A 14,928-nucleotide genomic window follows, 5' to 3' on the forward strand; every position below is an offset into this window, starting at 1 on the left:
TTAAATGTAAAAATATACATATTTCCTTCCGAGATCATCCATACTTTATTGACAAAGGAAAATTAATCATGGTATATTATCTTTAATTAAAGATATTCAAATTAAAGATATTCAAATTAAAGATAAATAATAAATGATAAACTAGACGATTTATCCGGAGGAATGTAGAATGAACCACTTAAAAGGAATACACCACGTAACGGCTATTACAAGCAGTGCAGAAAAGAATTATGAATTTTTCACATATGTGTTAGGCATGCGCTTAGTTAAAAAAACGGTCAATCAAGATGATATTCAAACGTATCATTTGTTTTTTGCAGATGATAAAGGCAGCGCCGGAACGGACATGACCTTTTTTGATTTTCCAGGTATTCCAAAAGGTTTTCACGGAACAAATGAAATTTCAAAAACATCTTTCCGCGTTCCAAATGATGCGGCTTTAGACTATTGGGTAAAGCGCTTTGATCGCTTAGAAGTAAATCATACGGGGATTCAAGAGCTATTTGGGAAAAAGACGCTTTCGTTTGTTGATTTTGATGATCAGCAGTATCAGTTAATTTCCGATGAAGGAAATCAAGGAGTTGAATCAGGCACTCCTTGGCAAAAAGGCCCTGTCCCTCTTCAATACGCTATTACAGGACTTGGTCCTATCTTTATTCGTATTGCCGAGTTTAATTACTTTAAAGAAATGATGGAAAAAGTCCTTTTATTTAAAGAGATTGCTCAAGAAGGAGACCTTCACCTATTCGAAGTAGGAGAAGGAGGAAACGGTGCGCAAGTAGTAGTAGAACACAATGAAAAACTTCCGCAGGCTCAGCAAGGTTTTGGAACTGTTCATCACGTTGCTTTTCGCGTAGAAAATCGACAAGCTCTTGAAGAGTGGATTAATCGAATGCCAAGCTTCGGTTTCCATACGTCTGGTTATGTGAATCGTCACTTCTTTGAATCGTTGTATGCAAGAGTGGCTCCGCAAATTTTATTTGAATTTGCGACAGATGGACCAGGATTTTTGGGAGATGAACCTTACGAAACGCTCGGAGAAAAATTATCACTGCCTCCTTTTTTAGAGCCAAAACGTGCAGAAATTGAGAAGCTCGTGCGTCCGATTGATACAGTAAGAAGTACAAAAGAGTTTGTGAAAGAATAATACACAAAAACACTCAAATAGCTATTTGAGTGTTTTTTGCTTTTTCAAAGATGAATCAGCTTTCAAAACGCTAAAAAAGAATGTGTTTTTGATATCTTCTCCTTATATATATACCTATCGCGAATGTTTGCTTAAAAACTGCCAATGTCCTACAAGGAAGGAGTAGGAGTGGGTTGTGCATAGCCTTCTTTATATTTTTCATCGATGTCTTTGCGGATATCTTTTATTGATTTGCCTCGGTTATAGTCGAGCATAGCTTTAGCTGCAATTTCTATACACAATCCGCACTTTGTTCCATGATCATCCCAGACAACTGCTCCGTTTCTTTTGTTTTTAAAAATAAAGCAGTCATAGCTGTTTTTGTGATTCGCTTCCATGCCACATCCGCAGTAGCAAGGGATTTTTTCAAGTAGTTCACGATTTTTAGCAACGGATAGATAAACTAGTTTCATATCTTTAGGCTGGTTCTTCAAAAACTGTGGCAAAACATCTGCTCCCGGAGTCTCTTCGCGAATATCAGCAACTGCAGCTTTGTGATGTTCATGACCTGAATGTGCAGAAGAGTTTGTGGCAGAAGAAGTTGTTGTATTGTTTGAACAAGCGGATAATCCAATACTTGTAGCGAGAATCCCCAACAAAATAATTGATTTTTTCAATACAATTAACATCCTTTCATGTGAAAATAAATGATAGCTGCATTATACACGGCAGTTTATCTATGTAGATAATCAAACACCTGCTTGTTTATATCTAATTCTCTATAAGTATGCAAAGCGGTTATCGTGTATGATAGAGATGGACGAGGAAAAAATATGAAGCATGGATTTATCATAAGGTGCGTTTTGTAAGTAAGTGGACAGAAGGAGAAAGTGAACGGAGGTTAAACAGTAGTGAGTGAACAAAATCAACGACTTTTTGAATATATTTTAGAAAATTCAGCCTCTATCAGTGAAGAATGGCTGCGCCAAAGAAGTAATATTAAAGGATCGATTTACTCAAAGGACGCAGATGCTTCAGTTGAGAAAAAGCTGCGTGAGCAGCATCTTTATACGATTGAAACAATTGCGAGCGGCTTTCTTGACGATCAAAAGATTTTTAAACAACGTATGGTGAAATGGACGACGGAAGTAGTAAACAGCAGAATTAAATTTGATACGCCGATTTACGAAGTAGTAGAAGCGCTAAGCAAAACAAGAAAAATTATTTGGACGTATGTCAAAACATATAGTCTGATACATTCATCTATTACAAAAGAAGATATACTGTCTTGGAGCGAAGTTTATCATACAACATTTGATAAACTCCTTAATGAATTCTCCGAACAGTATTATAAAATCACAAGGCAAAAAATAAGTCTTCAGCAAGAGCTAATCGACGAAACGAGTTTTCCTGTCATTCCAATTGTAGATCACATCGCGGTCTTGCCTTTAGTAGGGCTTATTGATGAAATCAAAGGTGATTCTATTATCGAGGTTGTTCCAAAAAAGTGTGCAGAAAAACATATAAGGCATCTAGTCATTGACTTATCGGGTGTAAATTATGTAGATACGTATGTTGCTCACAAATTTTTTGATTTGATTAACATTTTGCAGCTGCTAGGCATCCATGCGATTATGTCAGGAGTGAGTCCTGACATGGCTCAGACGGCTGTTAATGTAGGAATTAGTTTTAATAAAATTGAAACGTTTGGACATTTAAAACAAGCTCTCTCTTCGCTTGGTGTAAAGAAAAAAGAAGAATAAAGTATAGAAATGCTAAATCGAAACGGAACTGAGACCTTTACTCTGAGTTCCGTTTCTTTTTGTTTGTCTATATTCTGCTGTATTCAAAATCTTGTAAGCATGCCTTACAAACTCCTTTTCACATGGGGACAAATGGAAGATACTAAGGAACAAATAAACGGCTGTTTTCTATGCCAAACGTCTCGTTTAGCTCAAGAATGGAGGTGTAAAGAGAAGAATAAGAGAAGTACATAATGAGATAGTTAAAGTGTTAGATAAGTACTGATAAGCCGTGTGATTAAGGAGGAGTTCTATGAAAATAATTTATCTTCTTTGCTTGCTTCCATTTGTAGGAATATTAGGTTTATTGCCTTTTGTTAACAAAGTAACGCCGTTTATTTTAGGGATGCCTTTTTTTCTCTTTTGGATTGTTATGTGGGTAATCCTTACGTCTTTTATTATGGGCATTGTGTACAAGCTCGATCCTGCTGTTAAAGGAGGAGATAAATAATGAATACTGCTCTGATTATTATTTTTGGTTTTTTACTTTTAGCTATTTATCTTGGAATTCGAGCTACGCGGGGCAAAAAAATGGATTTAGAACAGTGGAGCGTAGGCGGCAGAGGTTTTGGAACTGTTTTTGTCTTCTTTTTGATGGCGGGTGAAATCTATACTACTTTTACGTTTCTAGGAGGAAGCGCTTGGGCATATGGAAAAGGAGGGCCAGCGTTTTATATTTTAGCCTATATTTCTTTAGCGTACGTGTTAGGGTATTGGATTGGCCCGCAAATATGGCGATATGCGAAGCAGCATAAGCTTATGTCTCAGCCAGATTTTTTTGTTTCAAAATACAACAGCCCGTTTCTCGGCATCGTTGTTTCATGCGCAGGGGTGCTGGCAATTGTTCCTTATATTATTTTACAGTTCAAAGGCTTAGGTATTATTGTATCTGAAGCTTCTTATGGGTCTATCTCTTCAACCGCAGCCATTTGGATTGGAGCCATATCATTAACGGTTTACTTAATGATATCAGGCATACATGGCTCCGCGTGGACGGCTATTGTTAAAGATATTATGATTTTTATTGTTGTCTTATTTTTAGGAATATATATGCCGATTCATTACTACGGAGGCTTACAGCCGATGTTTGAGGCTGTGCATCAAGCAAATCCAACGTTTCTTACTCTTCCCAAGACAGGTCTAAGTATTTCGTGGTTTATTTCTACAGTCATGCTGACCGTATTAGGATTTTACATGTGGCCGCATACGTTTAATGCAACGTATTCAGCTGAAAACGAGAATGTATTTCGAAAGAATTCTATTATAAGTCCTATTTATACGTTAATGCTGCTTTTTGTCTTTTTTGTAGGGTTTACTGCTCTTATGCAGGTACCTGGACTACAAGGTGCAGAAGCGGACTTGTCACTGCTTCGTCTTTCCATTCAAACATTTGACCCGTGGATTGTCGGCTTTATTGGCGCAGCCGGTTTATTAACAGCACTTGTACCTGGATCGATGCTTTTGATGGCAGCTTCTACGTCACTATCCAAAAACGTTTATGGCGTTCTTGTTCCTTCAGCGACGGGCAAACAAATTTCGATACTGGCTAAATGCTTTGTACCGGTCATTGCGCTTGTTTCAGTCTATTTTACACTTCATGGAGGGAATACGATTGTAACGCTTTTACTAATGGGCTACAGCATTGTGACGCAGCTGTTTCCTGCTTTTATTTTTAGTTTAATGAAAAACAATATCGTGACTAAATACGGGGCATGTGCAGGTATTGTTGCCGGCATTGCGTCTGTGATGTATATAACGATTACTGAAACAACGCTTGGCACGTTGTTTCCTGCGTTGCCACAAATCATTAAAGATACAAATGTCGGCGTTATTTCTTTGTTTATTAATTTAGTTGTATTAATGGTGGTCAGTTTAGCAACGAAAAAAATCGCCGCGCAGCCGCATTTTGAAAGCGGGACAGTAGATGAAAAACAAATTTTGTGAAAATCTTTTTCCAATTGCGTTTTAAGAACACCATGAAGGGTATAAAAGTAGTGCATCACCAAAATGTTCAATATGGCTGCAAGACATAAGCAGCCTTCTCGATAAAATGTAACGATTGCGTTGTTTTTAAACATAGGTAACGAGTGTGAAAAGCAACAAGACGTATACCACAAGCGGTGTACGTCTTTTCTATGAAAGATATTCACTTGAAAAAGGAGATGATAACATGACATCTGAAAAAGCATTTGAGCAAAAGAAAGATCTTTTAATGAATCAAATTATTGAATCGGGTTACTTTAAAGCAGAAGACGGGAGACATTTGTACGAATTGAATTTAAGTGAACTAGAACAAACGCATCACGATCTTCAAAATCAAAAAATAAGAGAAATATAATTAAAATCTTCCAGATTATTAGAAATTCAGCTGATTTCGTATATGTGTGTAAATACCAGCTGTTCAGTTTGTTCCTCCGCGGCTTTTTTTGCTTGAAAGCAGGCACTTTTCTTTTTCTACTGGTGCGTTTACAGCCTCGCTGTTTCCAAACATACTCCTCAAACATATAACTCAACACTTAAGAAATCTGCAAATAAAAACAAAAAAAGCGCAGAAGCTGCGCTTTTTTTGCTGAGTTAAAAACGAGTGGAGGCCGCTGTTTTTTTAGGTTTGCTCATTGCTTTTTTTAATACTTCAGAAAAATAGGGCTCTCCGCTAGGATTTTGCCGTCTGAGCAAGTCAATGGTTCCTTTCACGTCATCCATAGCTCTGTGAGCGTGCTCTCTCTCAATATTATGATGATCAAGGAGCGTTGTTAGTTTTTTATTAGGAAAGCCGTACTCTTTCCATTTGACAGCACGCATAGAGCAGTGCCATTTTTGGTTAAATAAAGATGGATACCGTTTTAAAAGAAAACTGCGATCGAAAGAAGCATTATGAGCGATGATAGCCGAAACGCTAGTTAACAGCGATTCCACTTTTTTATCGTCTAATGTTTTATTTTTGACCATCTCATTTGTAATTCCCGTTAAGTTTGTAATATACGGGAAAATGGGAGTTGAAGGCATATTAAATTCTTCATATTCTTCTACAATGTCGATTATTTCTCCGGTAGAAGAATCATAAGAAACAACAGCAATTGCTAGTTCGATAATATCGCATGTTTGAGCACTTAAGCCCGTTGTTTCAACGTCTAAAACGGCTGCTAATTTCACTTGTTCAGTTGACAACTCGTCGCCCTCCCTTTCTATTTATCATTCTATTAGCTTATCATTTTTCAACAGAAAACGTTAGTAAAAAAGATGAGGGAGCACGTAGATGGATTTATTTTATACGCCCACGAGGAAAAGGAATTCACTTTTTTAAAGGAGATGACGATAGGAAAGGAGAATAGTAATATTTACTCATCTAAATTAAGTCTTCATTGAAAATAATGAAATGAAGGAAGAAGGGGATCGTTATCATGCAATTGCTGTATATGGTACTTTTTCTTGTCTTAATTTTTTGGGGAATTACATCTTTTATTCATTACAGGAATCAAACTATTAAAGTTCGTTTGAACAAGCATTATACGAATGCAGTAGAATGGATCGAAGCTGTTAAACAAGAGCTGGAAAAGCAAGGGAAATCCGTGAGTTATGAAGGGGATTTCTTGTTTAAAATTGATGAAAAACCTTATGAAATCGCAGCGCGCAATATGTCTATTTGGAGCATGTCGCTCTATCATATCTTGCTGCAGCGTCAAAAAGAACATTCTTAAAATTTACTTGCATACAGAGATTATCACTTCTCGTCTATTGGGAAGTGATTTTTTTATCTTTCTGTATCCATAATGGGGAATTTTTTGTTTTTATATAATAGTAATACCGAAAAGATAGTTCTAATTCCCTAAAAAAATACGCTTCATATATTTTTAGTTTTAGTTATCGACTTGGCATGGAATTTGCACACGTAAGAAGGGTTTATCAGACATTTTAATTGTCAGGCAAAGAAAACTAGTTACATACTATAAAACTATTTTACATTATCTACTAGAATCAAAAAATTTTAATAATATAGTAAAATGTAGTTGACCTTCCTAGTTTTAGAATATAAAATAAATCTTGCTAATAGTTTGAAAATTCTAAAATGGAGGGGTTTACTTGAAAAGCTGGAAAAAGATTTTGGGGACATCTTTTCTTGCCACAACTGTTACATTAAGCGGAGTGGGGCCAGTACTTATGAATGGAAGTACGGCTTCAGCTAAAACCGCACAATCGGAGGAACTTCCGAGTTCACCAATTGATATGAATACAGTACCGGAAGAAAGATTGGCTAACGCATTGAAAAACCAAGGAGTTATTTCTCAAAGTGCAACACCGCAAGAAGTGAAGAAAGCCGTTACTTCTTACATAAACAAAAAAGATGCACATAAAGAGAGCATGAAGGGACATAAAGCTAGCAAAATTGATTTGAAAGCGAAAGAAATGCAAACAAAACAAAAAGAAAAGTTTCAACGAGGCGAATTTGCTAATATTAAGTCTCAAGGAAACAATTCGGGGAACGGGGTAAACGTTAAACCTGCAGCTCAGGCCAAATATAACGGACAAGTGAGAAAAGATAAAGTTCTTGTTCTTTTAGTCGAATACGCAGACTTTAAGCATAACAATGTCGTTCAAGAACCTGGTTACATGTATGCAAAAGATTTTAACCGAAATCACTATCAGCAATTAATGTTTGGAAAGAAAGACTTTACGCTATTTAACGGTAAGAAAATTAAAACGTTTAAGCAATATTATGAAGAACAGTCTGGAGGCAGTTACACAGTAGATGGAACGGTTTCTGACTGGTTAACTGTCCCTGGAAACGCAAAAGAATACGGAGCAGACAATCCAGTGGGAGGAAACGATAATGCGCCTGGATCTAAAGGACCTCGTAATCTTGTAAAAGAAGCGCTTGCTGCAGCAGCAAAAAGCGGCATTAACCTTTCAGATTATGATCAGTTCGATCAATATGATATCGATGGAGACGGCAACCGCAATGAGCCTGACGGCATAGTGGACCACTTAATGGTCATTCATGCTGGAACTGGGCAAGAAGCAGGTGGAGGTAAACTAGGAAACGATGCTATTTGGTCTCATCGCTCTACTTTGGGACAAGTGTATAAAGTTCCTGGAACAAATATGGCTGCTTATGATTATACAATTGAACCAGAAGACGGAGCAGTTGGCGTTTTTGCTCATGAATTTGGCCATGATTTAGGTTTGCCGGATGAGTATGATACACAGTATACAGGTCAAGGTGAGCCGGTAGGCGTTTGGTCAATTATGAGCGGAGGGAGCTGGGCTGGTGAAGTAGCTGGAACAGAACCGACAAGTTTCTCCCCGCAAAATAAAGAGTTTTTCCAAGCAAATATGGGTGGAAACTGGGCAAATATTCAACAAATCGACAGCAAAAACATTACAAAATCAGGCTCTGTGAGCGTGGTTGATCAAAGCGTGACAAAATCCAAACGACCGGGTATTGTAAAGATTAATTTACCTAAAAAAGCTGTTCAAGGGATTAAGCCTGAGTTTGGAAGCAACTACTACTACAGTAAACGCGGAGACGATCTGCATACGACAATGACGACGCCAGAGTTTGATTTAACAGCGGCCAAAACAGCGACGTTTAATTATAAAGCGTTCTATGAAGTAGAGGCAGAATACGATTATTTATATGTAAATGCGATTCTTCCTGACGGTTCAAAAGTTCTGTTAGATACAATTGGTGATAAAGCGAATAATGCAGACGGTTCTGCTGAAACTTCCGGCGGAAAATGGGAAGATAAAAGCTATGACTTAACGCAGTTTAAAGGTGAAAAAATCAAGCTTCAATTTGAATACGTAACGGACGGAGGACTTGCTCTTCAAGGATTTGCACTTGATAATGCAAGTTTAGTAGTAAATGGAAAAACGGTATTTACGGACGATGCTGAAGGAGCGCCAAAAGTAACGTTAGATGGATTTGAAAAGACAAACGGCATCAGCTATAAAGATAACTATTATTACCTTGAGTGGAGAAACTATGCAGGCAGCGATAAAGCACTTCAATTCGCGCGCGGTGCAAAATATAATACAGGCATGCTGCTTTGGTACGCAGATGAAAGCTATCTTGATAACTGGGTAGGACAACATCCGGGTGAAGGATTCCTTGGTGTGGTTGATTCCCATGCTCATAAAGTCCTTTACTTTAATGTGAATGGGATTAGCACGACAGCAAATTCAAGCCGATATCAAATTGCAGACGCGGCGTTCTCATTTGATAAATCACCTGCTTGGTCATATTCTCATAAAACGTGGGGAACTATTTCATCTAAAGAATCAAATGGAGTTACAAGCTTCAATGACAAAAAATCGTATTTAGATGAAAGAATTAAAGATGCAGGCCGCTTGCTTCCTCAAAACGGATTAAAATTAGACGTAATTGGTGAAGCAAAAGACAATTCAGCTGGTGCTGTATGGATTCATAAGTAAAATTAGACGTATTAAAAAAAGATCCGAAGAGCGTACTCTTCGGATCTTTTTTTATGTTAGAAAATCAAAATAAACTATGAGCTAAATAATCAAAGTGTTTAATGCCGTTTAAAAAATAAAATAAAGGGAATTTTCAACAGTGAATAATTGTTATTATGTCATGAAATTCATCCATATAATCAATACTAATAGGTAAAGAAAATATTGAAAAGGAGTTCTAACTATGAGCTATCGTATCGAAAGAGATTCAATTGGAGAAATCAAAGTGGCAGAAGATAAACTATGGGGAGCGCAAACGCAAAGAAGTAAAGAAAATTTTCCAATAGGAATTGAAAAAATGCCGATTGAAGTAATACGCGCTTTTGCGGTTTTGAAGAAAAGTGCGGCTATTAGTAATCATAAACTAGGCAAACTATCAGCAGGGAAATCGGAAGCCATCGTACAAGCTGCTAACGAAATTATTGAAGGGAAATGGAATGAACATTTTCCTTTAGTAGTATGGCAGACAGGAAGCGGAACGCAATCAAACATGAATGTAAATGAAGTGATTTCCCGCCGAGGAAACCAGCTAATAAATGGCAACGAAACGCTTCATCCAAATGATGATGTGAATATGTCACAAAGCTCTAACGATACTTTTCCTACAGCTCTTCATATTGCAGCTGTACTAGAAGTGGAAGATCAATTATTGCCTGCTCTAAAAACATTAAAAGAAACGTTCGCTGCGAAGCAAGAGCAGTTTAAAGATATTATTAAAATAGGCAGAACCCATTTACAAGATGCTACACCGCTAACACTAGGACAAGAAATTAGCGGATGGCATCATATGCTTGAAAAGAATGAAGAAATGATTAAACAAAGCGTAGAGTATATGAAGGAGCTAGCTATTGGCGGTACAGCTGTTGGGACGGGGATAAATGCACATCCTGACTTCGGCGATGAAGTAGCGAAAGAAATCAGCAGCACGCTTGGAAAAACATTTGTCTCAGCACCTAATAAATTTCATGCATTAACAAGTCACGATCAAGTGGTTTATGCCCACGGTGCACTCAAAGCATTAGCAGCTGACTTAATGAAAATCGCCAATGACGTGCGCTGGCTGGCAAGCGGTCCTCGGAGCGGGCTAGGCGAAATTACGATTCCTGCTAACGAACCAGGAAGTTCTATTATGCCTGGAAAAGTAAATCCAACTCAAAGTGAAGCTCTAACAATGGTTTCTGCACAAGTGCTTGGGAATGACGTGACGATTGGCATTGCGGCTAGTCAAGGAAACTTTGAATTAAATGTATTTAAGCCGGTTATTATTTATAATTTTTTACAATCAGTTAGATTGCTGACAGATTCCATGCAGGCTTTTAACGATAAATGCGCAGTAGGAATTGAACCCAACAAAGAAAAGATTCAGCATAATCTAGAAAATTCTCTTATGCTTGTAACAGCATTAAATCCGCACATAGGTTATGAAAATGCGGCTAAAATCGCCAAACTGGCTCATCAAGAAGGAACGACATTAAAAGAAGCAGCGGTCAAAACAGGCCTTCTGACAGAAGAACAATTTGAACAATGGGTAAATCCCGCTAATATGATTCATCCATCAAAATAAAAAAAAGAAGCCAAGCATTCTGATCTGCTTGGCTTCTTTTTAATAAATATTAATAAAATAAACATTGTTCTAAATAAACACATAAAAAGAAATTGCGGATTAAAAGAATTTTTACACTGCCTTATACTAGATTCAAGTACATACGATTAGGGTATTTACATTTCTATAAAGGAGGGATTCAAGTGACGTACGAAGTGAAGTTTTATTTTGGAAATGAAAAATCAATCGGTACATTGGTTGAATCAGAAAATGTAAAAGAGCTTGAGGAATCTATTATTCATACGCAAGGATGGTATCGTTATTATGACAAAAAACATGAAGCTTATTTAGCTATTCAAATGAGCAATGTTTTACACATTGTTATAAAAGAATACCGGGATCCGGAAAAAACAGGGGTTTTGAAAGATTCGTCGTATACATAAGGAAGCTAGCAAAAGAGGTGAAAACTATGCAAAGGCGACATTCAAATAATCCTATTATTCTCGACGTTTCTCATCATCAAGGAATCATTAATTGGAAAGAAATAAAAAACACCTCAGTAAAAGGGGTGTATATAAAGTTAACAGAAGGCGGAACTTTTGTAGACCCTAGATCCTATGAAAATTATATAGGTGCCAAAAATGCGGGCTTGAGAGTAGGGTTTTATCATTATGCTCACTGTACAAATAGCCCGGAGAAAGAAGCTGCTTTTTTTATTGCTCAGCTTGGACAAATGAAACTAGACCTTCCGCCGTGTTTGGATCTAGAAGAAGATAAAAAAAAATCTAAAGAATTTGTTTCTGACTTTGCCGTAAGCTGGCTCGAGCATGTTCACAAAACAACAGGAATTAAGCCTATCGTATATACAAATTATCATTTTGCTAAAACTTTTTTCACAAACGAAATAAGTAAGTATCCTTTGTGGGTAGCAAGATATAGTGCGGCCAACAGACAAGGCGGTATGCAGCACCCTGGTGAGCTAAGTCAGTGGCAGCGATGGGCCATGTTTCAGTATACGGATTCTGGCAGAGTAAAAGGAATTTCTACAAATGTGGATATAAATGAAATGGACTGCTCATTTTTTAAAGAAGTCACAACAAATCTCTCTATGACGAATAATAAAAAAGGACCCTTTGTGTATTCCAAAGGTGATAGAGGGTTAGGAGTCAAACAAATTCAGCAAAACTTACTTGCGCTAGGTTTTTCTCTTCCGAAGTTTGGAGCAGACGGCTTCTATGGAGATGAATTAATCGCTGCAATGAAAAAATTCCAGAATCGGTATGGCCTTTTTTCAGATGGAATAGCAGGAGCGGACACACTGCCGCGTCTTGTTAAAGAAGTGAATAATCTGAATAATCTGGTTTGAGAGATTACCTGAGGGGGAAAAGTTACTGTAAGATTCAAAAAGGTACAAGGAAGGAGCTATTATGAGAAAAAGAAAACAAAAAGCATTGATATCAGGTATTACGCTATCAACGGTAGGAGTCGGCATTACGTCTTATATATTAAGCGATGCTGCGAAACGACGGAAAGTAAAAGGACTTGTTCGAAGTGCCAAAGTAAAACTTTCAAGTTTATCTAAAAAACAGCAGGTAAATGCTAGCCTAAATAAAGATGCGCATTCAGATCCTACGTACGTTTCTGAAAGCAATATGATTTCAGAAGGACCTATGTATCAAGATCAGCATAGATAATAAAAAAACTAGTCTTGCCTCGGGCGAGACTAGTTTTTTTATTAATTTTATAAATAGCAGCGCTTATTCATGTTACACTCTCTATATAAGGGAATTATTTTACGCATATTTACAAGTAAAGGAGGAATAGAAGGAGTGATTAGTAGCGGATTATTTGTTAACTTATGTATTTTTTCGTTTTTTGTTAGTATTATGATTGCGATAAGAATATTTTTGTTACAGCGTCTAGCCCATAAATACAAATGGATGAGTGGTATTTATGCAAGTATTGTTTCTGCTATTCTTATGGTATATAGCGTTACGTATCAACAAATTACATATGATTTACGTTTCCTTCCTCTTATTTTGACCGTTCTGTACTTTGGTTATAGAGCCGGTGCAGTTGCAGGTATCACTATGGCCGTGTGCAGTATCTATTTAGAAAGTCATTGGTTACTGACTATCTTAATTTTAATTTTTACCTTTTTGTTTTCCCTTCCTCTTATTCGATATAGAAAGCAGTTTTCTTTATTAAAACAATCTCTTCTTTGTTTCTTTATTCATTTTATCGTTCATATCTTACTGACAAATTACTTCTGGAATACACCTATTCAGTCGCCGTTTTATAGCGAAATAGAATATTTAGTGTTCGGGATTCTCGGACTGGGAGTAGCTGTAGCGACGATAGAATTTTATCGTAAATTTTACGCTGTAGCAGAAGAAGCTGCTTATGCTGGATCAGATTCATGTAAGGATGAAGAAGATTCTTTTTTTGTCAGAATAATGAAAAAAGAACTAGAATATACGAAAGAACAGCTGGAGTCTTTTATTAATCATCACATGGATGCGGTTATTATAACTGATTTAGAAGGGCGAATCTTGCGAGTTAATGAAGCTTATGAAAAAGTATATGGCTGGAAATCCCATGAAGTCATTGGAAAAAAATATTACGATATAGCAGGAGCTTTTAGTGAGGATGTACATGAGAATATAAAAAAGACTGTTGCTGAAAAAGAGGCAATCAATCGAGTAGAAGTTGTAAGAGCTCGTAAAGATGGAAGTTTAGTAGACCTTCGCATCACCATTTCTCCAATTTTTAATGGGAAAGATGAGTTGGTAGGTTTGTCTGGAGTATGCGTGGATATATCTGAAGCTAAAAAAGCAAAGGAAGAGCTTGACTTGCTGCATCGTAGGCTTAAAGAAAGTGAGTTGAAATATCGCACGTTATTTGAGTACGCAAACGACGCAATTTATTTACTTGAAATAGGATCGGATCATTTTCCTTCTCGTTTTGTTGAAGTAAATGAAGCTGGATGTAAGCGCTTTGGATATACGAGAGAAGAGCTTTTATCCATGCCTTGCCACGATATCATACCTAGAGATTCTGACATTGTTCAAAAAACAGTCGAAGAAATTCGCAACGGAAATCTTTCTTTTACGCTGCAATCACAGTTTACGTTTAAGTCCGGCGAAATAAAAAAACTGGAATATAGTGGAAAGTTGTTCAATATAGAAAACAAAAAAGTGCTTCTTATTGTTTCAAGAGACAGAACAGAGTACTTAAAAACAGAAGAGCTGCTGCAGAAATCTGAGAAATTAGCAGCGGTCGGGCAGCTTGCTACGGCTATTGCTCATGAAATTAGAAATCCTTTAACAGCCATCAAAGGGTTTATGCAGTTATTAACTGAAAAAGCGAGTAAAGAAGAGTTAACCTATATGAACATTATATCCTCTGAAATTGAGCGTATTGAAATGATTACTGAGGAATTCATGTCTGTGGCAAAACCACAGGCCGTAACATTTCAGTCGATTGATTTGCAGCTGTTAATTCAACAAGTGATTTTATTGCTGCAGCCTCAAGCAACCATGAAAAACATCTTTATTGAACTTAACTCATATGGAGAAATGCCTTTTGTATATTGTGAAAGCAATCAAATGAAACAGGTGTTCATAAACATTCTTAAGAATGCGATTGAAGCAATGCCTTCCGGAGGAGAAATTAAAGTTGAGCTGAGAAAAAAGGACAACAATCATATTCATATTCAAATTATTGATGAAGGTGTAGGAATTTCAAAAGAACGCATCAAACATTTAGGTGAACCATTTTACAGTATTAAAGAAGACGGAATCGGGTTAGGGTTAATGATCTGCTTTAATATTATCCAACAACATAAAGGAACTCTTAGTATTGAAAGTGAAGTAAACAAAGGGACGAGTGTAGAAATTTGTTTACCGTTAGAATAAAAGGTAATCAGTCAAAGGGAGAAGAAATTTTGCAACAAGTTGTTTAGTAAAGTTATAATATTCTATGTT

Annotated in this window: 14 protein-coding genes; 12 read left to right on the top strand and 2 right to left on the bottom strand. The window is 36.9% G+C overall.

The genetic code is table 11. The features are described 5' to 3' along the window. Positions 1 to 169: 169 nt before the first annotated feature. Positions 170 to 1,147, top strand: a complete 978-nt coding sequence (locus ACFX4W_RS11590) for a ring-cleaving dioxygenase (protein ID WP_377559409.1) — start codon at positions 170 to 172, stop codon at positions 1,145 to 1,147. A 149-nt stretch (positions 1,148 to 1,296) separates the two neighbouring features. On the opposite strand, the gene ACFX4W_RS11595 is transcribed toward ACFX4W_RS11590, so the two are convergent. Then, a complete protein-coding gene (locus ACFX4W_RS11595) occupies positions 1,297 to 1,803 on the bottom strand; it encodes a PCYCGC motif-containing (lipo)protein (RefSeq protein ID WP_013083117.1) in 507 nt (168 codons plus the stop codon). Between the two features lie 234 nt (positions 1,804 to 2,037). On the opposite strand from ACFX4W_RS11595, the gene ACFX4W_RS11600 reads away from it, so the two are divergent. From ACFX4W_RS11600 to ACFX4W_RS11615, 4 genes are all read left to right on the top strand, one after another. Then, positions 2,038 to 2,889: an STAS domain-containing protein gene (locus ACFX4W_RS11600; protein WP_043982424.1), complete on the top strand. Its 852-nt coding sequence runs from the start codon at positions 2,038 to 2,040 to the stop codon at positions 2,887 to 2,889. A 292-nt stretch (positions 2,890 to 3,181) separates the two neighbouring features. Beyond that, positions 3,182 to 3,379, top strand: coding sequence for a DUF3311 domain-containing protein (locus ACFX4W_RS11605; RefSeq protein ID WP_013083119.1), 198 nt, complete (start codon positions 3,182 to 3,184; stop codon positions 3,377 to 3,379). Next, positions 3,379 to 4,872, top strand: coding sequence for a sodium:solute symporter family protein (locus ACFX4W_RS11610; RefSeq protein ID WP_237074901.1), 1,494 nt, complete (start codon positions 3,379 to 3,381; stop codon positions 4,870 to 4,872). Before ACFX4W_RS11605 ends, ACFX4W_RS11610 begins: the two co-directional genes overlap by 1 nt. A 226-nt stretch (positions 4,873 to 5,098) precedes the next feature. Next, complete coding sequence (locus ACFX4W_RS11615) at positions 5,099 to 5,266, top strand: Fur-regulated basic protein FbpA (RefSeq protein ID WP_162214236.1); 168 nt, start codon at positions 5,099 to 5,101, stop codon at positions 5,264 to 5,266. Between the two features lie 236 nt (positions 5,267 to 5,502). Here the strand turns inward: ACFX4W_RS11615 and ACFX4W_RS11620 are convergent, their stop codons facing one another. Next, positions 5,503 to 6,096 carry an exonuclease domain-containing protein gene (locus tag ACFX4W_RS11620; protein WP_074895734.1) on the bottom strand — a complete coding sequence of 198 codons (594 nt, stop codon included), beginning with the start codon at positions 6,094 to 6,096 and terminating at the stop codon, positions 5,503 to 5,505. A gap of 233 nt (positions 6,097 to 6,329) precedes the next feature. Here ACFX4W_RS11620 and ACFX4W_RS11625 point away from each other — a divergent pair, with 233 nt between their 5' ends. From ACFX4W_RS11625 to ACFX4W_RS11655, 7 genes are all read left to right on the top strand, one after another. After that, positions 6,330 to 6,626: a hypothetical protein gene (locus ACFX4W_RS11625; protein WP_013057017.1), complete on the top strand. Its 297-nt coding sequence runs from the start codon at positions 6,330 to 6,332 to the stop codon at positions 6,624 to 6,626. A gap of 382 nt (positions 6,627 to 7,008) precedes the next feature. Continuing rightward, positions 7,009 to 9,360 (top strand): immune inhibitor A domain-containing protein, encoded by a 2,352-nt coding sequence (locus tag ACFX4W_RS11630; protein WP_377559410.1) that lies wholly within the window; start codon positions 7,009 to 7,011, stop codon positions 9,358 to 9,360. Between the two features lie 223 nt (positions 9,361 to 9,583). Further along, on the top strand, positions 9,584 to 10,963 hold the full coding sequence (fumC, locus tag ACFX4W_RS11635; protein WP_043982430.1) for a class II fumarate hydratase: 1,380 nt from the start codon (positions 9,584 to 9,586) through the stop codon (positions 10,961 to 10,963). A 182-nt stretch (positions 10,964 to 11,145) separates the two neighbouring features. Continuing rightward, complete coding sequence (locus ACFX4W_RS11640) at positions 11,146 to 11,385, top strand: hypothetical protein (RefSeq protein WP_043982432.1); 240 nt, start codon at positions 11,146 to 11,148, stop codon at positions 11,383 to 11,385. A gap of 26 nt (positions 11,386 to 11,411) precedes the next feature. After that, complete coding sequence (locus ACFX4W_RS11645; RefSeq protein ID WP_043982434.1) at positions 11,412 to 12,308, top strand: GH25 family lysozyme; 897 nt, start codon at positions 11,412 to 11,414, stop codon at positions 12,306 to 12,308. Between the two features lie 61 nt (positions 12,309 to 12,369). Beyond that, positions 12,370 to 12,636 carry a hypothetical protein gene (locus ACFX4W_RS11650; RefSeq protein WP_014460133.1) on the top strand — a complete coding sequence of 89 codons (267 nt, stop codon included), beginning with the start codon at positions 12,370 to 12,372 and terminating at the stop codon, positions 12,634 to 12,636. A 135-nt stretch (positions 12,637 to 12,771) separates the two neighbouring features. After that, positions 12,772 to 14,859: a PAS domain S-box protein gene (locus tag ACFX4W_RS11655; RefSeq protein ID WP_377559412.1), complete on the top strand. Its 2,088-nt coding sequence runs from the start codon at positions 12,772 to 12,774 to the stop codon at positions 14,857 to 14,859. Positions 14,860 to 14,928 lie beyond the last annotated feature (69 nt).

It is taken from the genome of Priestia sp. YIM B13489 (assembly GCF_042787645.1).
In the GTDB taxonomy this organism is placed as follows: Bacteria; Bacillota; Bacilli; order Bacillales; family Bacillaceae_H; genus Priestia; species Priestia megaterium.

What these genes read in the sequence shown, in the direction of transcription:
- ACFX4W_RS11590 (WP_377559409.1), top strand. Translation starts at nt 170, where the DNA reads ATGAACCACTTAAAAGGAATACACCACGTAACGGCTATTACAAGCAGT.
- ACFX4W_RS11605 (WP_013083119.1), top strand. Translation starts at nt 3,182, where the DNA reads ATGAAAATAATTTATCTTCTTTGCTTGCTTCCATTTGTAGGAATATTA.
- ACFX4W_RS11610 (WP_237074901.1), top strand. Translation starts at nt 3,379, where the DNA reads ATGAATACTGCTCTGATTATTATTTTTGGTTTTTTACTTTTAGCTATT.
- ACFX4W_RS11615 (WP_162214236.1), top strand. Translation starts at nt 5,099, where the DNA reads ATGACATCTGAAAAAGCATTTGAGCAAAAGAAAGATCTTTTAATGAAT.
- ACFX4W_RS11625 (WP_013057017.1), top strand. Translation starts at nt 6,330, where the DNA reads ATGCAATTGCTGTATATGGTACTTTTTCTTGTCTTAATTTTTTGGGGA.
- fumC (WP_043982430.1), top strand. Translation starts at nt 9,584, where the DNA reads ATGAGCTATCGTATCGAAAGAGATTCAATTGGAGAAATCAAAGTGGCA.
- ACFX4W_RS11645 (WP_043982434.1), top strand. Translation starts at nt 11,412, where the DNA reads ATGCAAAGGCGACATTCAAATAATCCTATTATTCTCGACGTTTCTCAT.
- ACFX4W_RS11650 (WP_014460133.1), top strand. Translation starts at nt 12,370, where the DNA reads ATGAGAAAAAGAAAACAAAAAGCATTGATATCAGGTATTACGCTATCA.